The organism is Pedobacter sp. AC464 (assembly GCF_979253075.1).
Window position 1 is genome coordinate 1,343,820 of sequence record NZ_CEEDBV010000002.1, and the last position, 23,226, is coordinate 1,367,045.

Annotated in this window: 22 protein-coding genes; 15 read left to right on the forward strand and 7 right to left on the reverse strand. The window is 39.0% G+C overall.

Annotated features, from left to right (window positions below):
* Complete coding sequence (gene mfd, locus AC0IWT_RS16715) at positions 1–3,339, reverse strand: transcription-repair coupling factor (protein WP_471798010.1); 3,339 nt, start codon at positions 3,337–3,339, stop codon at positions 1–3.
* A 206-nt stretch (positions 3,340–3,545) separates the two neighbouring features.
* Between mfd and AC0IWT_RS16720 the strand changes: the two genes are divergently transcribed.
* The 5 genes from AC0IWT_RS16720 (at position 3,546) to AC0IWT_RS16740 (ending at position 7,905) form a co-directional block, all read left to right on the forward strand.
* The gene (locus tag AC0IWT_RS16720) at positions 3,546–3,848 is read left to right on the forward strand and encodes a DUF2752 domain-containing protein (RefSeq protein ID WP_471798011.1); all 303 of its coding nucleotides are present in this window, start codon (positions 3,546–3,548) and stop codon (positions 3,846–3,848) included.
* Positions 3,849–3,853: 5 nt separating this feature from the next.
* Positions 3,854–4,222 carry a TM2 domain-containing protein gene (locus tag AC0IWT_RS16725; RefSeq protein WP_056086359.1) on the forward strand — a complete coding sequence of 123 codons (369 nt, stop codon included), beginning with the start codon at positions 3,854–3,856 and terminating at the stop codon, positions 4,220–4,222.
* 210 nt (positions 4,223–4,432) lie between these two features.
* Entirely contained in the window at positions 4,433–5,530 is a 1,098-nt protein-coding gene (locus tag AC0IWT_RS16730) for a Nif3-like dinuclear metal center hexameric protein (RefSeq protein ID WP_471798012.1), read from the forward strand.
* Positions 5,530–6,273, forward strand: a complete 744-nt coding sequence (locus AC0IWT_RS16735) for a zinc ribbon domain-containing protein (protein ID WP_471798013.1) — start codon at positions 5,530–5,532, stop codon at positions 6,271–6,273. Before AC0IWT_RS16730 ends, AC0IWT_RS16735 begins: the two co-directional genes overlap by 1 nt.
* Positions 6,274–6,411: 138 nt before the next feature.
* A complete protein-coding gene (locus AC0IWT_RS16740; protein ID WP_471798014.1) occupies positions 6,412–7,905 on the forward strand; it encodes a tetratricopeptide repeat protein in 1,494 nt (497 codons plus the stop codon).
* On the opposite strand, the gene AC0IWT_RS16745 is transcribed toward AC0IWT_RS16740, so the two are convergent.
* The 4 genes from AC0IWT_RS16745 to rsfS form a co-directional block, all read right to left on the reverse strand.
* Positions 7,902–8,978, reverse strand: a complete 1,077-nt coding sequence (locus AC0IWT_RS16745; protein ID WP_471798015.1) for a 3-oxoacyl-ACP synthase III family protein — start codon at positions 8,976–8,978, stop codon at positions 7,902–7,904. The genes AC0IWT_RS16740 and AC0IWT_RS16745 overlap by 4 nt on opposite strands.
* 71 nt (positions 8,979–9,049) lie before the next feature.
* The gene (locus AC0IWT_RS16750) at positions 9,050–9,694 is read right to left on the reverse strand and encodes a LutC/YkgG family protein (protein WP_471798016.1); all 645 of its coding nucleotides are present in this window, start codon (positions 9,692–9,694) and stop codon (positions 9,050–9,052) included.
* 90 nt (positions 9,695–9,784) lie between these two features.
* Complete coding sequence (gene ftsH / locus AC0IWT_RS16755) at positions 9,785–11,809, reverse strand: ATP-dependent zinc metalloprotease FtsH (RefSeq protein WP_082491278.1); 2,025 nt, start codon at positions 11,807–11,809, stop codon at positions 9,785–9,787.
* A gap of 28 nt (positions 11,810–11,837) precedes the next feature.
* Positions 11,838–12,212, reverse strand: coding sequence for a ribosome silencing factor (gene rsfS / locus AC0IWT_RS16760; RefSeq protein WP_056869173.1), 375 nt, complete (start codon positions 12,210–12,212; stop codon positions 11,838–11,840).
* A 44-nt stretch (positions 12,213–12,256) separates the two neighbouring features.
* On the opposite strand from rsfS, the gene AC0IWT_RS16765 reads away from it, so the two are divergent.
* From AC0IWT_RS16765 to pfkA, 4 genes are all read left to right on the forward strand, one after another.
* Positions 12,257–13,033, forward strand: coding sequence for a biotin--[acetyl-CoA-carboxylase] ligase (locus AC0IWT_RS16765; protein ID WP_471798017.1), 777 nt, complete (start codon positions 12,257–12,259; stop codon positions 13,031–13,033).
* A 7-nt stretch (positions 13,034–13,040) separates the two neighbouring features.
* Entirely contained in the window at positions 13,041–13,490 is a 450-nt protein-coding gene (locus tag AC0IWT_RS16770; protein ID WP_056869171.1) for a protein-disulfide reductase DsbD domain-containing protein, read from the forward strand.
* A 122-nt stretch (positions 13,491–13,612) separates the two neighbouring features.
* The gene (locus AC0IWT_RS16775) at positions 13,613–15,304 is read left to right on the forward strand and encodes a protein-disulfide reductase DsbD family protein (RefSeq protein WP_471798018.1); all 1,692 of its coding nucleotides are present in this window, start codon (positions 13,613–13,615) and stop codon (positions 15,302–15,304) included.
* The gene (pfkA, locus tag AC0IWT_RS16780) at positions 15,297–16,280 is read left to right on the forward strand and encodes a 6-phosphofructokinase (protein WP_056869169.1); all 984 of its coding nucleotides are present in this window, start codon (positions 15,297–15,299) and stop codon (positions 16,278–16,280) included. Before AC0IWT_RS16775 ends, pfkA begins: the two co-directional genes overlap by 8 nt.
* 45 nt (positions 16,281–16,325) lie before the next feature.
* On the opposite strand, the gene AC0IWT_RS16785 is transcribed toward pfkA, so the two are convergent.
* Positions 16,326–16,652 carry a heavy metal-binding domain-containing protein gene (locus AC0IWT_RS16785; RefSeq protein WP_056086323.1) on the reverse strand — a complete coding sequence of 109 codons (327 nt, stop codon included), beginning with the start codon at positions 16,650–16,652 and terminating at the stop codon, positions 16,326–16,328.
* 268 nt (positions 16,653–16,920) lie between these two features.
* Here AC0IWT_RS16785 and AC0IWT_RS16790 point away from each other — a divergent pair, with 268 nt between their 5' ends.
* Together AC0IWT_RS16790 and AC0IWT_RS16795 are read left to right on the forward strand one after the other, a co-directional pair.
* Positions 16,921–19,356 (forward strand): VIT domain-containing protein, encoded by a 2,436-nt coding sequence (locus tag AC0IWT_RS16790; protein ID WP_471798019.1) that lies wholly within the window; start codon positions 16,921–16,923, stop codon positions 19,354–19,356.
* Positions 19,357–19,382: 26 nt separating this feature from the next.
* Positions 19,383–19,982 (forward strand): YfaP family protein, encoded by a 600-nt coding sequence (locus tag AC0IWT_RS16795; RefSeq protein ID WP_471798020.1) that lies wholly within the window; start codon positions 19,383–19,385, stop codon positions 19,980–19,982.
* Between the two features lie 124 nt (positions 19,983–20,106).
* Here the strand turns inward: AC0IWT_RS16795 and AC0IWT_RS16800 are convergent, their stop codons facing one another.
* The gene (locus tag AC0IWT_RS16800; protein WP_471798021.1) at positions 20,107–20,628 is read right to left on the reverse strand and encodes a 5' nucleotidase, NT5C type; all 522 of its coding nucleotides are present in this window, start codon (positions 20,626–20,628) and stop codon (positions 20,107–20,109) included.
* A 141-nt stretch (positions 20,629–20,769) separates the two neighbouring features.
* On the opposite strand from AC0IWT_RS16800, the gene AC0IWT_RS16805 reads away from it, so the two are divergent.
* The 4 genes from AC0IWT_RS16805 (at position 20,770) to rplS (ending at position 23,223) form a co-directional block, all read left to right on the forward strand.
* A complete protein-coding gene (locus tag AC0IWT_RS16805; RefSeq protein ID WP_471798022.1) occupies positions 20,770–21,339 on the forward strand; it encodes a 30S ribosomal protein S16 in 570 nt (189 codons plus the stop codon).
* A gap of 179 nt (positions 21,340–21,518) precedes the next feature.
* The gene (rimM, locus tag AC0IWT_RS16810) at positions 21,519–22,046 is read left to right on the forward strand and encodes a ribosome maturation factor RimM (protein ID WP_471798023.1); all 528 of its coding nucleotides are present in this window, start codon (positions 21,519–21,521) and stop codon (positions 22,044–22,046) included.
* A gap of 16 nt (positions 22,047–22,062) precedes the next feature.
* Positions 22,063–22,737 (forward strand): tRNA (guanosine(37)-N1)-methyltransferase TrmD, encoded by a 675-nt coding sequence (trmD, locus tag AC0IWT_RS16815; RefSeq protein ID WP_056869164.1) that lies wholly within the window; start codon positions 22,063–22,065, stop codon positions 22,735–22,737.
* A 138-nt stretch (positions 22,738–22,875) separates the two neighbouring features.
* Positions 22,876–23,223: a 50S ribosomal protein L19 gene (gene rplS / locus AC0IWT_RS16820; RefSeq protein ID WP_056869163.1), complete on the forward strand. Its 348-nt coding sequence runs from the start codon at positions 22,876–22,878 to the stop codon at positions 23,221–23,223.
* Positions 23,224–23,226: the final 3 nt, after the last annotated feature.

The window sequence follows — 23,226 nt, forward strand, 5'->3', positions numbered from 1 at the left end:
TTAATCAATCAGTTCTAAAGTTTGAATAGCTTCTTCAACCGTTTTCACGTTATCAAAAGCGATACGCAAAGTATTTTTAACTTCCTTTAAATTGCACATTCGTGGATGATTTTGCGCAAAACTTAAAATCTTTGTAAAAGTCTCCGAATCGAAGTATTTCGATTGCTTATCACTTAAGAAATAACCACGTAAACTATTTTTCTTGAAACTGATTTTCTCGAAACCCAGTTTTTTGCCTAACCATTGCAGCCTCACAACGCTCAACATGGTTTTAACCTGCGGTGGAACAGGGCCAAACCTATCCGCTAAATGCTTTTCGAAAACAGCGAGTTCTGTTTCATTATCAAGTTTAGATAACTCGGTATATAAATTGTAACGTTCAGTAATATTGGTTATGTAAGCATCCGGAATGTATAATTCCAAATCAGTATCTACCTGTGTAAAACCGACATAAGGACGGGCGGGTTCGTTTTCAAACAATCCTTTAAATTCTGCTTCTTTTAGTTCCTGAATCGCCTCATCTAAAATTTTATGGTACATTTCGAAACCAATTTCTGCAATGAAGCCACTTTGTTCCGCACCAAGTAAATTGCCACTTCCACGGATGTCCAAATCACGCATTGCAACATTAAAGCCACTGCCCAAATCGGAAAATTCTTCTATTGCACTTAAGCGTTTTCTTGCTTCGGATGTTAAGGTAGATAAAGGCGGAGAAAGCAGGTAACAAAATGCTTTCTTATTGCTGCGGCCAACGCGGCCACGCATTTGGTGCAAATCGCTCAACCCAAACATGTGCGCATGGTTGATGATTATTGTGTTGGCATTTGGAATGTCTAATCCGGCCTCAATAATTGTGGTGGCCACTAAAACGTCTTTTTCTCCGTTGATAAAATCGAGCATTACATCTTCAAGCGCATCGCCATCCAACTGCCCATGTGCAATGCCAATTCTTGCTTTTGGAACGAGTTTCTGAATTAAGCCCCCCAATTGCATCAAATCGTTTACTCGGTTGTGTATAAAGAAAACCTGACCGCCTCTATCCAATTCAAACTGCACCGCTTCCTGAATTAGCTTATCATTAAAAACATGCAATTCGGTACTAACCGGCTGGCGGTTTGGCGGTGGCGTGCTAATTATCGATAAATCCCTGGCGCCCATTAAGGAGAAGTGTAAAGTACGGGGAATAGGCGTTGCCGTGAGCGTTAAGGTGTCAACGTTTACGCGAACAGCTTTAAGCCGCTCTTTGGCGGTAACGCCAAACTTTTGCTCCTCATCAATAATCATGATGCCGAGGTCTTTAAACTTAACATCCTTACTTAGTAAACGATGTGTACCGATTAGTATGTCAACTTTTCCTGCTGCCGCTTCTGCCAGCGTATCCTTAATTTGTTTGTTGGTTTTAAAACGGTTTATGTAATCTACCGTAACCGGGAAATCTTTTAGTCTTGACGAGAAAGTTTTGAAATGCTGTAGCGCTAAAATCGTTGTCGGAACTAAAATTGCAGCCTGTTTACCTTCGGCAACGGCTTTAAATGCCGCACGAACGGCAATTTCTGTTTTACCAAAACCAACATCACCGCACACCAGGCGGTCCATTGGATGTGGAGATTCCATGTCTTTCTTAACATCCTGAGTGGCCTTCAACTGGTCGGGTGTATCCTCGTAAATGAAGGACGCCTCTAATTCAGTCTGAAGATAGCCATCGGGTGAAAACGCGGTTCCGGCTTGCGTTTTACGTAAAGCGTAAAGCTTAATTAAATCGCGGGCAATGTCTTTAACTTTTTTTTTTGTGGTTTTTTTCAGTTTATCCCAGGCATCGGTACCCAGTTTATTCATTTTCGGAACGCCACTTTCTTTGCCGCTATATTTTGCGATTCGATTTAGCGAATTGATGTTAACATAAAGCAAATCGTTATCAGCATAAATTAAACGAATCATTTCCTGGGTTTTGCCGTTAACTTCAACCTTTTCCAAACCGGCATATTTTCCAATACCGTGATCTATATGTGTAACGTAATCGCCGGATTTTAGCTCTCTGAGGTCTTTAAGCGTAATTGCCTGACTTTTCTGATAACCCTTTTTAAGCTTATACTTGTAGTAGCGGTCAAAAATCTGGTGGTCGGTGTAAAAAGCAGTTTGAATTTGCGCATCAACAAAGCCCTCTCTTAACATGCTGTTAATTGGTGTAAACTTCGCAGTCTTATCAATATCTTCCAAAATGGCATATAAACGTTCAATTTGTTTGGGCGAATCGGTAAAGATAAAATTCACGATACCGGCTTTCTCATTCTCTTTTAAATTGTGAATAAGCAGGTTGAAATCTTTATTAAATGATGGCTGCGGTCGGGTTTCGAATTCAAAGCGATTTTCGGTCTGGTAAAAAAACTGCTTTCCGAATTCTATAATCGGGAAATCCTGAAGGTGATCGCCAAGCAATTTTTCATCAGTAAAAGCGAATTTAGGGTCAATCCATTCGGGGTTTTGCGTCTTATCGGCAAGCGATAAAGCTTTCCAAAGTTCTACTGCCTTTTTAAAGCCAGCTTTAACAATGTCTAGCGTAAACTCAACATCTTTAAACCAAAGCTGGGTGTCGCCATCAATGTAATCTAAAATGCTGATGTTGCTTTCCGTTAAAAACTTTGCCTGCACATTTGGCACAATCGTAAGCGATTTAACATCAGCTACAGAAAGCTGACTTTCAATTTCGAAGCTTCTAATGCTTTCAACTTCATCGCCAAAAAACTCGATGCGGTAAGGCAAATCAGAAGAAAAAGAAAAAATATCTACAATACCACCGCGGATGGAAAACTGCCCGGGTTCGTAAACAAAATCCCTCCGGTCAAAATCGTAATCTATTAAAAACTCATTTATAAAATCGATACCCAGCTTAGCGCCTAAACTAATTTCCAGCGTGTTTTTCTCTAACGCAGACCGGTCAATTACCTTTTCTGCAATGGCTTCAGGGTAAGAAACAACAATTTTTCCGTATTCAGAATCGTGGTTAAGCTCATTCAAAACTTCGGCACGGGCCAAAACATTTGCTGTATCAACCTGTGTAAAATCGAAAGATTTTCGGTAGGATGACGGAAAAAGTAAAACTTGTTTATCCAGAACACTCTCTAAATCAGATTGGAAATAAGCAGCCTCCTCCCTATCAGGCAAAACAAAAAGCAAAGGCTTATGCAAAATAAAGTATGATGACAGGGCAACAATTGCATCTGCAGAGCCCACCAATCCTTTCAATTGGATTTTTGGATTTTTAGAAGTATTCAACGCTTTGGTAAATTGCGTTACCCTATCGTCGGTTTTGTATCTGTTTATTAAATCGCGAATATTCAAGGCACAAAAATAAGCTTATCTTTTATATTTAACCGTAAACTTCTGTAAAGGTTTTTTAAGTTTGCAGCTACATTTTTGTTAAATGCAAAATATTTCTTCGAACCGGTAAAGCACTTGGTCGTGTAATTTTTAGCGTTGGTCGAATTAATGCCTCTTTCTGTAACAAAACTTTTTCCTTTACTTCTAAACAATATAAAAAGCGAAACATGAAACACTTAAAAAGCTTGCCTTTAGAACTTTTTTTCTGGGTAACAGCGTTAGTGTTAATGGCCGCAACAAATGCAAACGAGCATCACTTTACACTTTGTCCGCTGGCTAATTTAGGCCTCGCAGATTGGTGCCCGGGGTGTGGATTGGGAAGGTCAATAAGCCATATTTTACACGGCGAATTTACAAAAAGCTTTTCCGAGCATTGGTTAGGTTTTCCCGCTTTAATAATTATAGTGTACAGGATAATCACATTGATAAAACACAAAACGAGCAAAAAATATTTAACAACAAACACATAGAAATCATGGATATATATCAATCACCTCTAATGTCGTTACCAGGTATAACACCAGAGGAATATTCTTACTTACAACAAGCAACCACCGGCTTAACCGAACAACAATTGCGTAATTTCCTGATGGTTTACAGCAGCAAAAGGAAAAACCCTTCAGATATGTTAATTTTTTGTCTAATCGGCTTATTTGTGGTGCCAGGTTTACAGAGATTCATTGTTGGCCAAATTGGAATGGGCATTTTATACCTTTTAACCATCGGTTTATGCTTCATTGGGTCTATTGTAGACATTATAAACCACAAAACACTGGCTTTTGAACACAACCAGAAAATGGTTTTCGAAAGTTTGCAAATGGTTAGAATGGGCGGATTTCAATAATTCTGCTAATTTTTAGAAAAGCAGGGGCAGCAGCAATTTTTAATGTTAGTCCCGCCATACACTACAAGTCCGCACCCGATGAAAAATCGGGTTTGCGGGCTTTTTGTTTCTGTCGGGTTTATAAAAAACAGCTCTCCAAAACTTACAAAGTTTCTCGCCCGCCTTATCTTTTAAGCTTCGTATTTTTGCTCAAATTTCTATCTTTATGCCATGAGGTTATCAGAAATAACAAATTATCTGGAAAGCATTGCGCCATTAAACTACCAGGAAGATTACGATAATTCGGGTTTAATAGTTGGCGACCCAAATATGGATATCCGGGCGGCGCTTGTTGCGCTCGATTGTGTAGAGAAAATTGTTGATGAGGCAATTTCTACCGGATGTAACCTGATAATTACCCATCACCCGATAGTTTTCAAAGGACTGAAAAAGCTAAATGGGAAAAACTACGTAGAGCGGGTTATTTTAAAAGCAATTAAGAACAACGTTGCCTTATACGCCATACATACCAATCTTGATGCGGTGCATACAGGTGTGAATGCCAGAATTTGCGAAAAACTTGGCCTTAGTGGTATAAAAGTGCTTTCACCAAAAGCTGGATTGTTAAAAAAGCTGGTAACATTTTGTCCGCAGGCACAGGCCGAGCAGTTACGTTCTGCGCTTTTCTATGCCGGCGGTGGAAACATCGGCAATTATAGTGAAACGAGTTTTAATGCCGATGGCTTTGGAACTTTTAAAGCAAATGAAAATGCCGATCCCTTTGTTGGCGAAAAAGGCGTTCGCCACCATGAACCGGAAGTTAGAATTGAACTTATTTATCCAATTCAATCAGAAAGAAAAATACTAGTGGCGCTTTTTGAAAACCATCCTTACGAAGAAGTAGCTTATGATTTATATAACCTTGAAAACAAACACCAGCAAGTAGGTTCGGGTATGGTTGGCTGGCTCGAATATGATATGGAAGCCTACGATTTCCTCCATATGGTTAAAGACAAAATGCAGGCAAAAGTTGTTCGCTACACTTCAGTTTTACCAAAAAGAATAAAAAAAGTTGCAGTTTGTGGTGGCTCCGGAAGTTTCCTTTTAAAAGAAGCCATCGCCGCAGGAGCAGATGCCTTCATTACTGCAGATTTTAAATATCACGAGTTTTTCGATGCCGAAGAAAAACTTATCATTGCCGACATCGGACACTTTGAAACTGAACAATTTACATCAAATTTATTGGTTGAAATTATTCAGAAAAAATTTACTAACTTTGCAATCCGTTTAACGGAGCAAAATACAAACCCCATAAATTACTTGTTTTAATGGAACAAACCGTAGAACAGAAGCTAAAGGCTTTATACGAATTACAAAATATCCACACAAAAATCGATAAAATCCGTCAGGTAAGAGGCGAATTGCCAATGGAAGTTGCCGATCTTGAGGATGATGTGTTAGGATTAGAAACCAGAATTCAGAAAATTAAGGCAGATCTTGATGATCTTGAAGATTCTATCGTAACCCGTAAAAATACAATTAAAGATGCCCAGGCAGCTATTAAAAGATACGATACTCAATTAAAGGAAGTTAAAAACAACCGTGAATACGATGCTTTAACTAAAGAAATTGAGATTCAAGGTTTAGATATTCAGGTATCTGAGAAAAAAATTAAAGAACACGGTTTCGAAATCACTTCAAAAACTGAAATCTATGAAGCTGCAAAAGCTGAATTAGAAGGCAGAAAAAAAGATTTAGAAGTTAAGAAAGGCGAACTTGATGTAATCACTTCTGAAACTGAAAAAGAAGAGCAGGAATTACAAAAGAAAGCTGATAAAGCAGAGCCAACCATAGATGAGCGCTTGTTAGTGGCTTACAAACGTTTACGCAAAAATGCTGTAAATGGTTTAGCTGTGGTAACAATCGATCGCGATTCTTGTTCAGGTTGCTTTAATCAGATTCCTCCTCAACGTCAGTTAGATATCCGTCAGCGTAAAAAAATTATTGTTTGCGAGCATTGCGGACGTATTTTAGTTGATGAGGCCCTAACCCACGAAGTGGCAGAAGCTTAATCTTAAAAACAAATTATTTAAAAAAGTCCCGACTAAATCGGGACTTTTTTGTTTTTGCGCCAAACTCAAAATCTTTTAAAATTATTTAAATGGGTACAGTATTTGTGCATAAAGGAAAATATTTGATTGATAACCCAAATGACCAAAAGCTTACGATTCCTATCTGTTCTGTTTCTTTTAATTTTTTTCAACACACAGGCGCTTTTTGCCAATTTCGACTTTAATACCAACTGCTTAAATGCTTACAAAAGTATTTTCGAACTAAAATTAGGAAATGCAAAGGCATACATCTCAACAGAAAAAAAACAGCACCCGAACAATTCCATCATCTTTTTGCTCGAAAACTATGTAGATTACTTTACGCTTATCACCTCAGGCAGCAAAACGGACTTCGACAAGCTTAAAGCCAACAAATCGGTTAGGCTTGATAAAATAAGCGATGATGATAAAAATTCGCCCTACTACCTATATGCCCAGGCCGAAATTAATTTACAGTGGGCTTTGATAAGAGGAAGATTTGGCGAGTATTTTAATGCAGCAATGGAGATTCGAAAAGCAAACGCTATGTTGCAGGATAATGCTAAGAAATTTCCCGGATTCTTGTTAAATAATAAAGGCCTTGGCCTAATAAATACCGTGCTTGGTAATCTGCCAGATGGTGCTCTAAAAAGCACGTTGGCAACTTTTGGCATTAAAGGCAATATGGAAAAAGGACTGTCCATGCTGGATAAACTTGCAGACGGCCTTCCAAAATCAACCTACGAACCGTTTTACGAAGAAGTAGTTTTCTATTATGCGTATGTGCTAACCGATGTGGCCCATAGTCCTTCTGCGTACGCAAAAACGATGAGATTTACAGAACGAATTGCCGATACGAGCCTTTTAAAATCGTATTTGCAGAGTTACGTCTGCATTAAAACTGCCCACAATGATGAGGCGATTACTATTTTAGCTAAAAGGCCAGAAGGAGGCGTTTATCAGCCATTTCCTTACTTAGATTACCTGGAAGGAGTTGCGCACCTGAATAAGCTCGATTTATCGGCATCAAACTATTTCAATAAGTTTTTGCAAAACAATAAGGGTGCAAACTACATTAAAGATGCAAACCTCCACCTCGCGTGGATTGCGCTGCTTAAAGGCGATAAGTCGAATTATACATCTCTTATTTCAAAAGCCATTAAATCTGGCTACACTTATAATGAAAAGGATAAACAGGCTCAAAATGAAGCTTCGGCACCTGCCCCGCCTGTAGATTTGCTTAAGGCCAGATTATTATATGATGGTGGCTATTTAACAAAGGCAGCTCAGTTGTTAAATGATAAACAGGCTACAGATTACGCTACGGATAAAGACAAGACCGATTTTAGCTACCGAATGGGAAGAATATTTGATGATTTAGGTAAAGATGACCAGGCACTAACTTACTATCAGGCAGCCATTTCACAAGGTAAAAACCTTAAATATTATTTTGCATCGAATTCTGCTTTGCAGATGGGCAAAGTTTACCAGAAAAAAGGAAATAAAGCCAAAGCCAAAGAAGCTTTTAATACGGCCATTTCAATGAAAAATCACGAATATGAAAACAGTATAGAAAGCCAGGCAAAGGCGGGCATTAAGAGGCTGGGCTTTTAAAACCGATAAACAAAAGCGTTTATATGCATTCCGGCTCCAACTGAAGCGAACACAGCCACATCGCCTTGCTTAACTTTATAGCCTTTTACCTGCTCTTTTAGTACTAAGTCTAAAAGCGTTGGTACGGTGGCTACCGAGCTATTTCCCAGCCAGCTAATTGTCATCGGAACCAGGTTTTCGGGTACCTCATCCGAGCCGTATAATTTAAATAAACGCTTCATAATTGCAGTGTCCATTTTTCCATTTGCCTGATGAACAAATACGATGTTTACATCTTCAATGGATAAGCCAGCTTTGTCAATTGCTTTTTTAATTACCTGCGGAACTTGTATAACGGCGAATTCATAAAGCTTTCTGCCATTCATTTTCAGGTAAAGATTGCCATTATCTTCATCCGGATGAGCACTTCTTCCCATTGTTAACAAACCCCCATGTTGCAATGCATGCGTTTCTGTTTTGTGTGCAAGTATACCCGTTCTTTCTTCGGCTGTTACACCTTCAAAAATTACGGCTCCGGCACCATCCGAGAATATCATGCTATCTCTATCGTGCGGGTCGATAATACGCGAAAGCGTTTCAGCGCCAATAACAAGTACCCTCTTCGCATCGCCACTTTTAATATAGTAATCTGCCTGAATGCTGCCTTGAACCCAGCCTGGACAACCGAAAATAATATCGTAAGCAACGCAATCCGGGTTTGAAATGCCTAGTCTCTGCTTTACTTTAGAGGCGAGCGCCGGCAAAATATCAATGCGGTTGCTGCTTAATGGAATGTCGCCAAAGTTGTGGCAAAATATAATGTAATCCAGCGTTTCCCTATCTATGCCGGCATTTTCAATTGCTTTTTCTGCTGCTATGGCTCCAATTTCATTGCTCAATTGTTCCGGACAAGCATAGCGGCGTTCAACAATTTCAGTAATTTCAGAGAACTTATGGATAATCTCAGCATTTTCTTTTTCTAAACGATTTCCGTTCTCAAAAAACGTCGAGTTTAAAAATTCATCACCGGTAATAATGTTCTCGGGGATATAGCTGCCCGTGCCGATAATAACTGTATTTATTGTTGCGCTCATAATTATAATACCGCATACTAAAACGGTATGTAGTATAAAAATATAGTTAATAAATTAGAAATGAAAATAATTTAAGAAAAATCGTCAACAAGGAATACAAAAAGCTCCTTTGGGCCATGTGCGCCTAACACCAACGTTTTTTCAATATCTGCCGTTCGGCTTGGTCCGGTTATGTTGCTAATCATCGATGGAATTTGACTTCCGTATTTTTTTTTTAAAAGCTGAAAAGCATCTTTTAAATCCAAAACCAGTTGGCTTGTTCGGGCAATAACAATATGGTGATGCGGGAAAATGCTTAATCTTCTTCCGGCTGCGCTTTCATTAGTCACCATAACGCTACCGTTTCGGGCAATTAGCGCTTCGCACATCGTAATACCAACCTCTGCCTGTTCAAAGTCTTTATCTGTTTGGTAGAATGGAAATTCGTATTTGGCCAGAAAATCCTGTAACTCAGGTTCCCAGCAATAAATTTTTCGCCACTTGAATTTATCTGCAAGCTGAAGCATATTTTCGATAAAATCTATACCGTCCTCACAAAAGATGAAATTGCCGGATACTGCGGTAAGCTGTTCGGCAAACAACACCTCTAATTCATCCGTGTTTTTTTTATACAGCGCAGTTTCTTCCAAATTAGGATAGGGATTTTCACGTTTTTCTAAAAGCGCTTTTCTTATCTTCTTTAAAATTTGCTCTTTCGCCGTTGTATTATCTGCCATCTCTTAAAAATAAAAACCCCGGATTTTTTACATCCGAGGTTTCAAACTTATGCATAAATGTTTTGTTTTAAAAGCCCTTTTGGCTTAAAATTAAGCCTCTACCGGAGGAACGTTGTTTGTTCCGCCTTTGGCCAGCTCTTCAGTAATCTCTGCACCGAAAGGACGTTTGCCGAAAATGTTCTCCAAATCGTCTTTAAATAATACTTCTTTATCAATTAAGATATCGGCAAGTTGAACCAATTTATCTTTATTTTCCTGAAGCAGATTAATGGCTCTCTGATACTGACTCTCAATTAACGCAGATATTTCCTTATCAATTAATAAAGCTGTTTCTTCAGAATATGGCTTATTAAAGTTGTATTCGTTCTGGCCTGAAGAATCGTAATAAGTAATGTTACCAAGTTTTTCATTCAAACCATAAATCGTAATCATTGCTCTGGCTTGCTTATTTACTTTTTCAAGATCGCTTAACGCACCTGTTGAAATCGTGTCGAAGATAACTTTCTCTGCTGCACGGCCACCCATCGTTGCACACATTTCATCAAGCATTTGGTGCGGACGAACAATTAACCGCTCTTCTGGTAAATACCAGGCTGCACCTAAACTTTGGCCGCGGGGAACAATGGTAACTTTAATTAAAGGCGCTGCATGTTCAAGCATCCAGCTCACGGTAGCGTGGCCGGCTTCATGAATTGCAATGGCTCTTTTTTCAGACGGAGTTACAATTTTATTTTTCTTTTCTAAACCACCAACAATTCTATCAACAGCATCTAAAAAGTCTTGCTTATCAACCGCTGTTTTGTTTTTTCTTGCTGCAATTAAAGCAGCTTCATTACAAACATTGGCAATATCTGCCCCAGAGAATCCCGGAGTTTGTTTTGCAAGGAATTCTGTATCTAAACCCTCGGCCATTTTAATTGGCTTCAAGTGAACTTCGAAAATTTCCTTACGCTCACGAACATCTGGTAAGTCAACATAAATTTGTCTATCAAAACGGCCTGCTCTTAATAATGCTTTATCCAATACATCGGCCCGGTTTGTTGCCGCTAAAATAATAACATGTGTATTAGTTCCGAAACCATCCATTTCTACCAATAACTGGTTTAAGGTGTTTTCACGCTCATCATTACCACCCATTACACCATTTTTACCTCGGGCACGACCAATAGCGTCGATCTCATCGATAAAAATAATACATGGAGATTTGTCTTTAGCCTGCTTAAATAAGTCTCTAACCCTCGAAGCACCAACGCCTACAAACATCTCTACGAAATCAGAACCCGATAATGAGAAGAATGGAACCTGAGCTTCTCCGGCAACTGCTTTTGCTAATAAAGTTTTACCAGTACCCGGCGAACCAACAAGCAAAGCACCCTTTGGTATTTTACCCCCAAGCACAGTATATTTTTGAGGATTTTTTAAGAATTCAACAATCTCCTGAATCTCTTCTTTGGCGCCTTCTAAGCCCGCAACATCTTTGAAAGTTGTTTTAACATCGTTTTTTTCATCAAAAAGCGTTGCCTTCGATTTGCCAATGTTGAAAATCTGGCCGCCGCCACCTGCACCACCGCCCATACGGCGCATCATAAAAATCCAGAAGGCGATTAATAACAATACCGGAACAATAATGGTTAAGAACCAACTTGCAAGCGGGTTATTTTTTGTTGTTGGCTGTGCCAAAATTCTTTGGTTGCTTGGAATGTCTTTTTGCGAATCAGCAAGTAACTTATCAAGTGCATCCGGCGAGCCCGCAATAAAATAAGCTGTTGGGCCCGTATTATTATTGAAAGTACTTGTACTCTTAAACTGTTTATATTCTGGCTTATTTAAACTGTCTTTTTTTATGTAAACTTCTGCTTTTACAATATCATCAGATTTGTAAGAAATTATCTTTTCTACATCGCCTTTTAAAAGCATTTGCGTTTCAAACGTTCTGTAAGATACTTCTTTTCCGCCTTCTGTTGTGAACAGGAACTGCGCAGCAACAATAGCGATTATTATGGCAGCATAAACCCAAAAAATATTAAATTTTGAAGGTTTCTGGGGCTTTTTAGGAATATTTGGCAACTTTTTACCGGGTTTGCCGTTTTCGTTTGTATTTTGATTATCGTTCATTTGTTTCGTTCAAAAGGTGTGGTTATGGTTAGGCGCTCTGGTAATTTGTGCTCTCGGCATCGCCCCATAATTCTTCTATGCCATAAAAGTGGCGCTTTTCGGTCTTAAAGATGTGCACAACCACATCAAAGTAATCTAAAATTACCCAATCAGCAGATTCAAAACCTTCTTTATGTCTTGGGTCTGTTTGTGTGGCTTTATATATTTCCTTTTCTACACTATCGGCAATAGCTTTTACCTGCGTTGCAGAGTTTGCGCTCGCAATAATGAAATAATCCGCTACTGATGTATGAATGTTTTTGAGGTCCAACCGCACAATATCTTCTCCTTTTTTCTCTTGTATGCCGTGTACGGCCAACTCAGAAAGGTATGTAGAAAGGGCTACTATTTTCTTTTTTACCATTAAAATGCTTTAATTTTGGAATTACAATAATATAAATTCAACACTTGCAAAATAACACTTTTTCGACACTATTTGTTGGTCAAAATTTCATCAAATTAAAAGAGGTTGATTCTACTAATAACTATTTAAAGAAACTGACTTCAAATTCCGAGCCATTACCCGAAGGTACTGTAATTATGGCAGATCATCAGTTTGCCGGACGAGGACAGCAGGAAAGCGTTTGGCAAACCGAACCAAGGAAGAATATTAGCGCAAGCATCTATTTAAAACCATCTTTTTTGCCCCTAAAAAAGCAGTTTTATTTAAATATGGCTGTAAGTTTAGCAGTATCTGAAGCCCTTTCTGATTTTCTTCCGCATCCGGTAATGGTAAAATGGCCTAATGATATTTATTACAATAAAAAGAAACTTGGTGGCATACTTATAGAAAACACACTGACAGGTTCAACCATTAAATCAGCGGTTATTGGAATAGGGTTAAATATAAACCAACAGAACTTTACCGGAGATTTAGGCGCCAAAGCAACATCTTTATTTCAAATTTTACATAAAGAAGCAGATTTAGAGTTTGTTATGACCAAAATATTCGTTTATATGGAAAAATACTATCTAAATTTGAAATCAGGAAAGTACGATTTTCTACATCAGCAATATTTGAAATGCCTGTTGAACTATAACCTAAGCGCCGGCTATCGTCAGAATGGTAGGGTTTTTGAAGGAATAATTAGAGGCGTGGAAGATAACGGCTTGCTAAATATGGAAATTGATGGTAAATTATTTACGTTCAATTTTAAAGAAATAGAATACATACACACAAATTAAACACATAATGAAAAAAATCACCTTAGTATTGTCGCTGGTTTTATTTACCATCGCGGGGGCATTCGCCCAAATCGAAAAACCAGTTACATGGGCTTACGTCGCTAAAAAGACGAGTAAAACTGAAGCTACTTTATACATAAAAGCGTCTATTGAAGACAGATGGCATATTTATTCTCAAAACGTAAAAAGTGGCGGACCTGTAAAAACGACTTTCACATTTTCACCTTCAAAAGATTTCAGCCTGGTTGGTAAAACTGCAGAACCAAAAGCGATTGTAAAATACGAAGACACATTTAAAATGAATGTTAGCTATTTTGAAGATCAGGTAATTTTTCAGCAAAAAATAAAGCTTAACAAAGGCGTTACTGCGGTAAAAGGTAAAGTTGAGTTTATGGTTTGTAATGATCGCCAATGCCTTCCGCCAGAGGAAGTTGAGTTTAGCATTCCGGTTAAATAATAATATCCAAAAACAGAAAGAGTTCCGAACATTCGGAACTCTTTCTGTTTAAAGTAAAATCTCCAGTTCGCTTTCTTTTACATCATCGTTTTGTGTATTTTCGCCAGAATAAACACACACACATGAAAAGGGTTTTATTGTTACTTATGCTGACTGCAATATTTTTTGCGTTGCCGGCTTCAAAAAGTTTTGCCAATACAAAGCAAGACACAACCACATCTGTGCCAGATGATATCCAGTTTACGGAGGTAGGCTCCGCACAAGATAGCGCAGCAAACAGCGTGGTTAAAGATTCTGCAGCTAAGAATGAAACAGTGGCGGTTGTTAAAACAGTAAATGAAAAACCTGTAGAGACCGGTTCATCGAAATCACTCCTTTCCATATTTGCAGCAGGCTTCATCGCTGGCCTGATTGCTTTTTTGCTTCCATGTATTTTTCCCATGGTGCCATTAACAGTAAGCTATTTTACAAAACGAGCCGAATCCAAAGGCAAAGGAATACAGGGAGCCATAATTTATGGTGTATCTATTATTGTAATATATGTGGTTTTAGGCTTGCTGATTACCTTAATATTTGGGGCAAGCGCTTTAAATGAGCTGGCTACCGATGGCTTCTTCAACGTATTTATCTTTTTAATATTATTAATTTTCGGGATATCGTTTTTAGGCGCTTTCGAAATTACGTTACCTAGTTCATTTGTGAACAAAATGGATTCTAAATCAGATTCCAAAGGCCTAACCGGGATATTTTTTATGGCAGCTACGCTAGCCGTAGTTTCTTTCTCATGCACCGGTCCACTTATTGGCACCTTATTGGTAACCGTTGGGCAAACCGGGGGCTTTTTAGCGCCGGTTATGGGTATGTTCGGTTTCTCTCTTGCGCTGGCTTTAATATTTGTAGTGTTTGCAATTTTCCCTAGCTGGATGACTTCACTACCAAAATCTGGTGGCTGGTTAAATGCAGTAAAGGTTGTTTTAGGTCTGATTGAAATCGCCCTGGCTTTAAAATTTTTATCAACGGCAGATCTGGCCTACCATTGGGGAATTTTAGACAGAGAAGTTTTTATTGCCATTTGGGTTGTAATCGCCTTCATTTTGGGTTTTTATTTATTAGGAAAAATAAAGTTCTCTCACGATAGTGATTTGAAATACATATCCATTCCAAGATTATTTTTAGGTGGAGCAGCATTTGTGTTTGCGTTTTATTTGATTCCGGGTTTGTGGGGCGCTCCATTAAAGGCAGTTAGCGCTTTGGTACCACCACTGTCAACGCAAGATTTTGTATTGAACCAGGAGAGCGGAACCATAGTCGATTCAACAAAAACACACCCAAAAAGAAAGTATGCCGACTTTTTGGAAATTCCCTTAAAAATTGATGGTTTCTTTGATTATCAGGAAGCACTAGCTTACGCCAAAGAAAACAAGAAGCCACTTTTCCTCGATTTTACTGGCCACGGTTGCGTTAATTGTCGGGAAATGGAAGCAAAAGTCTGGTCAGATCCGCGGGTGCTTAAAAAGTTAAAGGAAGATTATATTGTTGTGTCTTTATACACTGATGATAAAACAGCTTTGCCAGAAGGCGAACAATTCTATTCCAAAATACTATCAACCAAGGCAAATACGGTAGGTAAAAAGTTTAAACACCTGCAGGCAGAAAGATTTAATACAATTTCGCAACCTTATTATGTACTTTTGGGTACCGATGAAAAAGAATTAGTTTCTCCTCCAATCGGAGTAGAATTTAACATTGACAAATATTTGCAATATCTGGATAAAGGACTTTCAGAATTTGCTAAGAAACAAACAAATGAATAAGATAAAGAACATTGGTGTTTTAACCTCCGGAGGGGATTCTCCGGGCATGAACGCCGCAATTAGGGCTGTTGTTAGAGCCTCAATTTATTATGATATTGAAGTAACAGGTTTCCTTCGTGGATATGAGGGCCTAATCACAGACGATTGTATGCCTATGGATCGCAAATCGGTGGCGAACATTATACAGCGTGGAGGTACGATTTTAAAAACGGCACGTAGCGAAGCTTTCAGAACCGCTGAAGGAAGAAAAACTGCTTACAATAATTTAAAAAATAGGAACATCGATGCGCTTGTTGTCATCGGTGGAGATGGAACTTTTACCGGCGCAAATGTTTTTGCAAATGAGTTCGATTTTCCGATTGTTGGTTTACCAGGCACGATCGATAACGATTTGGCGGGTACCGATTTTACAATTGGCTACGATTCGGCTATAAACACCGTTATAGATGCGGTTGATAGAATCAGAGACACTGCCGAATCTCACGACAGGCTTTTCATTGTCGAGGTTATGGGTCGGGATTCCGGCCTAATTGCCCTTCGAAGCGGTATTGGCGTTGGCGCTGAAGCAATTCTTATTCCTGAAGCTAATATGGGTGTAGAAGATGTATTGCATAAACTCGAACACAGCCGTAAAGATAAATCATCAAAAATTATCATTGTAGCCGAAGGAGACGACGCTGGTGGTGCTTTCAAAGTTGGTGAAATTCTCCAGTCAAAATACCCGCATTACGATACGAAAGTTTCTGTACTCGGCCACATTCAACGTGGTGGTAAACCCACCTGTATGGATAGGGTTTTAGCCAGCAGGTTGGGGGTATCGGCGGTAGAAGGTTTAATAAATGGCGAACGTGGCGTAATGGCCGGTCAGGTAAACCGCGAAATGGTTTTTACCCCGTTCGACCACGCGATTAAACACATCGATGCAGAAAAAGTAAGCTCTACCTGGATAAAACTAATTGATATATTATCCTTTTAAATCAACTATCGGATGTTCGGGCCACAATCCGGACACCCGATAGATCTACAAATTTTCGAGAATTACAGCAGTTCCGCTTGCAGTTACCATAAGCATGCTCCCGCCCGTTCCAACGGTTTCGTAATCCAAATCTACGCCAACAATCGCATTGGCCCCAAGTGCTGCGGCATACTGTTGCATTTCGTTTACGGCGGTATCTTTAGCTTCCCTTAAAACCTGCTCATAAGCGCTGGAGCGGCCGCCAACAATATCCCGTATTCCGGCAAATAAATCTTTAAAAATGTTTGCCCCGATAATTGTTTCTCCGGTAACAAGACCAATGTATTTTACAATTTTTGTGCCCTCAACAGAAGGCGTTGTGGTTACTAACATAGGTTGATTTTTTTTAGTATTAGAACGGTTTCTCAACCAAATGTTACATTTTTTTTTCGAAAAGCAAGGTTCTGTTTTCCATCTGTTCCACCTCTCCTGCTATTCATTTCAAGCTGCGCAATAGAAAAAATTGCTACGCTTTACATTGCTATCAGGTTTATTTAAATTTGGTTTTTGGTGCTATTTCCGCTTCAATCGCAACCAGGTACAAAAATAAATTTATGTAATCCTAACAAGATTTGCATCAGTTTAAAAAAGACCAACTGTTATGAAGCCATTTAAAACCCTAATCACTATCTCCCTAATTTTACTTGCATTTTTTTCACAGGCGCAAATGCCTGTACTGAAAATTCAGCAAGCCGAAACAGCGCAGGAAAAGGAAGCTGTTAAGCTTAAAAAAATAAGTATCGATGTTCAAATCACCGGAAATATTGCAACCACCGTTATGACGATGACTTTTCATAATAGCAGTAGCCGGATTTTAGAAGGAGAACTTACTTTTCCAATGCCTGAAGGTGTAAGCATTAGCCGATACGCGTTAGATATAAACGGTAAGATGCGTGAAGCTGTTCCTGTTGAAAAAGCAAAAGCGACTGAAGTGTTTGAAAGTATCGAACGGCGTAGAGTAGACCCCGGTTTGTTAGAAAAAGTTGAGGGCAATAACTTTCGAACAAGAATATATCCTTTACCCGCACACGGCAGCCGGACTATAATTGTTGGGTACGAAGAAGAACTCAATTTTAGTAGCGGTAATGCTTTACGGTACCATTTGCCTTTAGATTATAGTCAGCCGATCGAGAATTTCTACCTAAAAACAACTGTTTATGAAAGCATTATTAAACCTGAACTTGGCGAATTACCAGACGGCAGCTTCGATTTAAAGGCTAACGGAAATACCTATGTCGGCGAAATCAACAAAACTAATTATCAACCCAAAAACGGTTTAACAATTAATCTCCCTAAAAGGAATGATTTGCCTGAAGTGCAAATGCAGAACGCATCCAACGGCTATTATTTTCTGGTAAACGTTTTCCCAAAAACCCAAAGCCGCCCAAGACAATGGGCAAATCAAATCGGTTTAATCTGGGATACTTCTTTAAGTGGTTTGCAGCGAGATGTTAAAAAGGGGTTGGAACTTTTGGGATTAATTATAAATGAGAAACAAAACCTAACCATAGAATTAGGCCTGTTAAATAACAATTTTAAAAATGGCGGAACTTTTAATATCATAAACGGAAACTGGGCATCATTAAAAGAAAAATTGGAAAGCTTGGTTTATGATGGCGGCACAAACTTTAGCGCTGTAAATGCCCTGCACTTACCGGCTGATGAATATCTTTTTTTTAGTGATGGCTTATCAACCTTCGGTAACAATACTCTGGCTTTAGTTAAGCCAGTTCATTGCATAAATACATCACTGAAGGCCGATTTTAGCACCTTAAAATACATCAGCTTAAAAACAGGCGGTCAGTTTATAAACTTAAATTCAGTTTCTGTAAACGAAGGTTTTAAGCATTTGAATCAGCAAAATCTACAATTTTTGGGCATAAAAAACGGGTCTGATATTCGCCAGAGCTACCCATCTATGCATGTAAGCGTAAACGGACATTTTTCTGTAGCCGGAATTTTGAACGGCTTAAACACCGAGTTTGTTCTTCAGTTTGGCTACGGAACCACAGTAGTTGCATCGCAAACCATTCGCCTAAATGCAACTGAACATGCTTTAAACAGCATGGATATAAGCAGGGTTTGGGCGCAAAAGAAAATCTCTGAAATGGATATTCAGTACGAAGAGAATAAAGATGATATTAGTGTTTTAGGCAAGCAATTTGGAATCGTAACAAGGAATACAAGTCTTATTGTTTTAGAAAATTTCGAAGATTATTTGCGCTATGACATTACACCACCGGCAGAATTGCGCACCGCGTACGAGTCTGTTTTAAAGCAGCGCAGTGTCGACATTCTAGAGCGTAAAACCGATTTGCTAAATACTGCAGTTGCAATGAGTAAGGATTTAAAGACCTGGTGGAACACAAACTTTTATGATAAAGAACCCATAAAGAAGCAAGATGATTACCCGACTCCGGCACCGATATCAATGGTGGAGCCTGCGCCCCCAATTCGAAGGGCGGTACAAAATGGCGTGCCGGCGAGAGACGTTGTCGCTGTAGTACCGCCGCCGGCTAGGCCCAAAAGCAGCCCTCCTGCAACTTCTGGTATTGGCAAACTGGACGAAGAGAAGTCATTAAACGAAGTTGTAATAGTTGGTTATGCTGCACAAGCAAAGCGGATGGAAACCACAAGCGCAATAGCTGTAGTTAGACCTCAGGCCGATGGCGTAAACTCGCCCCTGCAAGGTCGTATTGCAGGCTTAAACATTCAAAATAAAAACACAGCCAGAAATGTAGAAACACAACCTGAAATTATTATACCTGAATTTAAAAGCGATAAAGATTACATGAAAAATATGGTTGGAAAACCAGATAGCGCTTATCAATCTTATTTAAAAATGCGCCCGGATTATATAACCACGCCAATGTTTTATTTTGATGTTGCCAACTGGTTTTATTCAAAAAAAGACAGCGTAAGGGCACTAACTATTCTAAGCAACATTGCCGATTTAGATCTGGAAAATGCCGATCTATACAAAACCCTGGCCTATAAATTAAAACAAACAGGAAATTATAGAGAGGAACTTTTGTAACCCACAAAGTGTTGCAATGGCGCCCCATGGATGCGCAAAGCTATCGCGATTATGCTTTGGCGCTGGCCGATAATGGTCAGTACCAAAAATCGCTTGATAATTTATATAAGGTACTAACTCGAAGCTACAATGCCCAAACATCCGACAGCAATGAAGGCATTGAGGAGATTATCATTCCTGAAATCAACAACCTGATTGCCAAACATGGTAACAAACTAAATGTAAAAGGAATTGATAAAAGGTTAATTCAACCGTTACCTGTAGATGTGCGTGTGGTGTTAAGCTGGAATAAAAATGATACTGATATTGATTTGTGGTTAACTGACCCGACAGGTGAAAAAGGTTATTATGGAAACAGCACAACCAAAATTGGTGGCCGAATTAGCAATGATTTTACTTCAGGATATGGGCCAGAGCAGTTTATGATTAAGAAAGCCGTAAAAGGCAAATATAAAATAGAGGTAAATTATTTTGGCGACAGGCAAATTAACATCAGTGGACCAACAACCGTAACTGCAGAAATTTATACCCGTTATGCGACCGGGAAGCAACAAAGAAAAGTAATTGTGTTGCCAATGGCTTCGGGTAATAGAGAGGGAAATCTGGTTGGAGAGTTTAACTTTTAGTTAGAGCCTCAAAAAAAAGCCTTAAGCGAGGCAAGAACATTTAAACATCGCTTAAATGTTCTTGCCTCGCTTAAAAAGTTTAAATCTAGCTAATCACTCAGCTAAAAAACCAATAGAAAAATTTTTAAAGCAGCAATGTCGCCACCTCTTCCCAGGTGTTTACGCGTTCATATTCTGTAACCAATAAATTATGTGGTGAAGTGAAAAGTAAAGGCCTCCCCTGAAAATTAACGAAGTTTTTGGTACGGTCATCAATAATAATATCCGCTTGAATAATTTTATTCCCGCAAAAAATAATGTGTTGCCAGTCGATAAAAGGAAAGTGCTCCTCCAGCCAATCGTATTTATCTACCAGAGAGTTGCGAAATTCCATGGCAGCCGAAACAATGTAAACATCGTATTTTTGTTGCAAAGCTTTAATCACACGCTGACTGTCGGCAATAACGCCTAAATCCCGAAAAAAGCCAGGCTCATTTATGTATTCAAACCATTTTTGGTTTACATCTTGTGGAACATGGTGATAAATTTCGTTGCCGGCATCAATTTTCAAATCCAGCGGCACGTTGTAATCTCTATTGTAAAGTTTAATAAATTTCCCAAGGGCATCGGCAATAACCTCGTCCATATCAATGGCAATTCTTTCCATATTCTATCTGCAAATATTAGGAGGCAAATCTCCTGAAAATAAACAAATTAAACTATGTTTTTAATTTGCAGATTTTTTTTATCTTTGCAGCCCGCAACACGAAGTTCCGGGAATATGTTGTATACATAAACAAAAAAAGAAATGGCAACCAAAATCAGATTGCAAAGATTCGGTAAAAAAGGAAAACCTTTTTTCCACGTAGTAGTAGCAGATTCACGTGCTCCACGTGATGGTAAATTTATTGAGCGTTTAGGTTCATATAACCCAAACACCAATCCTGCAACTATCGAAATTAACTTCGAAAAAACTTTAGCTTGGGTTAACAAAGGTGCTGAGCCTACTGATACAGCTCGTGCTATCCTATCTTACAAAGGCGTTTTGTACAAAAAACACTTAGAAGGTGGTGTTAAAAAAGGTGCTTTAACTCAGGAACAAGCTGATGAGAAATTCACTGCTTGGTTAGATGCTAAAGCAGGTAAAATTTCTGGTAAATCAGAAGGATTAGCTACTTCAAAGGCAGACGCTCGTAAAACAGCTCTTGCTGCTGAAGCTAAGAAAAAAGAAGATAGAGCAGCCGCTATCGCAGCCAAAAATGCACCAGTTGCAGAAGAAGTTGCCGAAGAAGAAGTTACTGAAGAAGCACCAGCTGTTGAGGCTGAAGCAACTGAAGAAGCTCCTGCAGCTGAAACTAAAGAAGAAGGCGCAGAATAATTTTTATTATTTTGTTTTGAAAAATAGCGTTCCGAATTCCGGAGCGCTATTTTTATATAAAGAGATTTTTATCGGGTGTCGTTATTGGCAGCTATGCATCAATACCGGTACTCAACAGCAGATTACACCTGATGACCAGTCAGGCTCGTAATCGTTATCAATACTGAATTTGCAGGTTTATGAAACACGAAGAAGCATTTTATATAGGCTACGTTACAAAAAGCAGGGGGCTGAAAGGTGAGGTTCAGGTTTTCTTTGAATTTGACGAGTATGAGCAATTAACATTCGATGTCCTTTTCGCAGATATGAACGGCAAACTTGTGCCTTACTTCGTTTCGTCTGCAAAACTGCAAGCCAATAAAACGGGCTATTTCAATTTTGACGATGTAGATCATATCGATAAGGCTCAGGCGTTGTTGAAAAAGAAGCTCTATTTACCGATTGCCCAGAAGCCCGAACGTGATGAAAACGAATTTTTTTACACGGATTTGAAGGGCTTTACCGCTATAGATGAAACATTAGGCGAGCTTGGCGAAATTATTGAAGTAAATGAATACCCTCAACAGTTTATTGCAACGGTTTTATACAAAGGAACTGAAATTCTGTTTCCGCTTAATGAGGATTTCATTATTGAAATTGACGATGAAGAGAAAATCCTAACGCTTGGCTTGCCTGAAGGTTTGCTGGATATTTATCTTGAAAATTAAACCTTAAATTTGACCTATGCGTTTCGATATTATAACCGTTTTGCCCGCTTTACTGGAAAGTCCGTTTGCCCATTCTATTTTGCAAAGGGCGCAAAAGAAGGGTATTGCCGAAATTGTTTTGCATAATCTTCGTGATTACGCAACCAATAAACAGAAAAGTGTAGATGATTATCAATATGGAGGTGGTAGCGGTATGGTTATGAGCATCGAGCCCTTCGCAGCCTGTATTGAAAAGCTTCAGGCAGAGCGAAATTACGACGAAATTATCTTTATGACGCCTGATGGAGTTACCCTAAACCAAAGTACAGCGAACGAACTTTCAATAAAAGAAAACATCATCATTTTATGCGGGCATTATAAGGGGATAGACCAGCGCATAAGAGACATTTTTGTAACCAGAGAGATTTCTGTTGGCGATTATGTTTTAAGTGGCGGAGAACTGCCCGCTGCGATTGTGGTAGATGCTGTGGTTCGTTTGATTCCCGGGGTTTTAAATGATGAAACTTCTGCCCTTTCTGACAGTTTTCAGGGAGAGCTTTTAGATGCGCCTGTTTATACCCGGCCTGCAGATTGGCGTGGACATAAAGTGCCTGATGTGTTATTGAGCGGACATGAAGCAAAAGTAAACGAATGGCGCCATGAACAGGCTTTAGAGCGTACTCAGAAACGCCGGCCTGACCTTTTGGAATAGAAGCATTTAACATCTTGGAATGTGGAATTCTAAAAGATTGTGGAAAAAATTAAATTAGACTTTTTTATATCAAAATATTTCCCTAATATTGCAATCCGATTTTCAAGGTAAAGAAAGTTGGTTTAATAGCTTAAAATCATGGATTTAGTAAAATTTGTTGAAGAGCAGGCCATCGCGAAAAAAGATTTTCCTGCGTTCAAGTCTGGCGATACAGTGAGCGTACACTATAAAATTCGCGAAGGTAATAAAGAACGTGTTCAAATTTACCAGGGTGTTGTTATACAACGTAACAGTGCAGGTGCAAACGAAACTTTCACTGTTCGTAAAATGAGCAACGGTGTGGGTGTAGAGCGTATCTTCCCTGTAAATTCTCCAAACATTGAGAAAGTGGAAGTGAATAGCTATGGTAAAGTTCGTAGAGCGAAATTGTTCTATTTACGTGCTTTAACTGGTAAAGCTGCCCGTATTAAATCTTTAAGAAAATAATAT

Bases quoted from the DNA above. Each gene is read 5' to 3' on its own strand.
- AC0IWT_RS16790 (WP_471798019.1), top strand. From the start codon at position 16,921: ATGAAGCCATTTAAAACCCTAATCACTATCTCCCTAATTTTACTTGCA.
- rimM (WP_471798023.1), top strand. From the start codon at position 21,519: ATGAAACACGAAGAAGCATTTTATATAGGCTACGTTACAAAAAGCAGG.
- AC0IWT_RS16770 (WP_056869171.1), top strand. From the start codon at position 13,041: ATGAAAAAAATCACCTTAGTATTGTCGCTGGTTTTATTTACCATCGCG.
- AC0IWT_RS16775 (WP_471798018.1), top strand. From the start codon at position 13,613: ATGAAAAGGGTTTTATTGTTACTTATGCTGACTGCAATATTTTTTGCG.
- ftsH (WP_082491278.1), bottom strand. From the start codon at position 11,809: ATGAACGATAATCAAAATACAAACGAAAACGGCAAACCCGGTAAAAAG.
- AC0IWT_RS16800 (WP_471798021.1), bottom strand. From the start codon at position 20,628: ATGGAAAGAATTGCCATTGATATGGACGAGGTTATTGCCGATGCCCTT.
- rsfS (WP_056869173.1), bottom strand. From the start codon at position 12,212: ATGGTAAAAAAGAAAATAGTAGCCCTTTCTACATACCTTTCTGAGTTG.
- AC0IWT_RS16795 (WP_471798020.1), top strand. From the start codon at position 19,383: ATGGATGCGCAAAGCTATCGCGATTATGCTTTGGCGCTGGCCGATAAT.
- AC0IWT_RS16785 (WP_056086323.1), bottom strand. From the start codon at position 16,652: ATGTTAGTAACCACAACGCCTTCTGTTGAGGGCACAAAAATTGTAAAA.
- AC0IWT_RS16730 (WP_471798012.1), top strand. From the start codon at position 4,433: ATGAGGTTATCAGAAATAACAAATTATCTGGAAAGCATTGCGCCATTA.
- AC0IWT_RS16740 (WP_471798014.1), top strand. From the start codon at position 6,412: ATGACCAAAAGCTTACGATTCCTATCTGTTCTGTTTCTTTTAATTTTT.
- pfkA (WP_056869169.1), top strand. From the start codon at position 15,297: ATGAATAAGATAAAGAACATTGGTGTTTTAACCTCCGGAGGGGATTCT.
- AC0IWT_RS16745 (WP_471798015.1), bottom strand. From the start codon at position 8,978: ATGAGCGCAACAATAAATACAGTTATTATCGGCACGGGCAGCTATATC.
- rplS (WP_056869163.1), top strand. From the start codon at position 22,876: ATGGATTTAGTAAAATTTGTTGAAGAGCAGGCCATCGCGAAAAAAGAT.
- AC0IWT_RS16750 (WP_471798016.1), bottom strand. From the start codon at position 9,694: ATGGCAGATAATACAACGGCGAAAGAGCAAATTTTAAAGAAGATAAGA.
- AC0IWT_RS16720 (WP_471798011.1), top strand. From the start codon at position 3,546: ATGAAACACTTAAAAAGCTTGCCTTTAGAACTTTTTTTCTGGGTAACA.
- trmD (WP_056869164.1), top strand. From the start codon at position 22,063: ATGCGTTTCGATATTATAACCGTTTTGCCCGCTTTACTGGAAAGTCCG.
- AC0IWT_RS16725 (WP_056086359.1), top strand. From the start codon at position 3,854: ATGGATATATATCAATCACCTCTAATGTCGTTACCAGGTATAACACCA.
- AC0IWT_RS16735 (WP_471798013.1), top strand. From the start codon at position 5,530: ATGGAACAAACCGTAGAACAGAAGCTAAAGGCTTTATACGAATTACAA.
- AC0IWT_RS16805 (WP_471798022.1), top strand. From the start codon at position 20,770: ATGGCAACCAAAATCAGATTGCAAAGATTCGGTAAAAAAGGAAAACCT.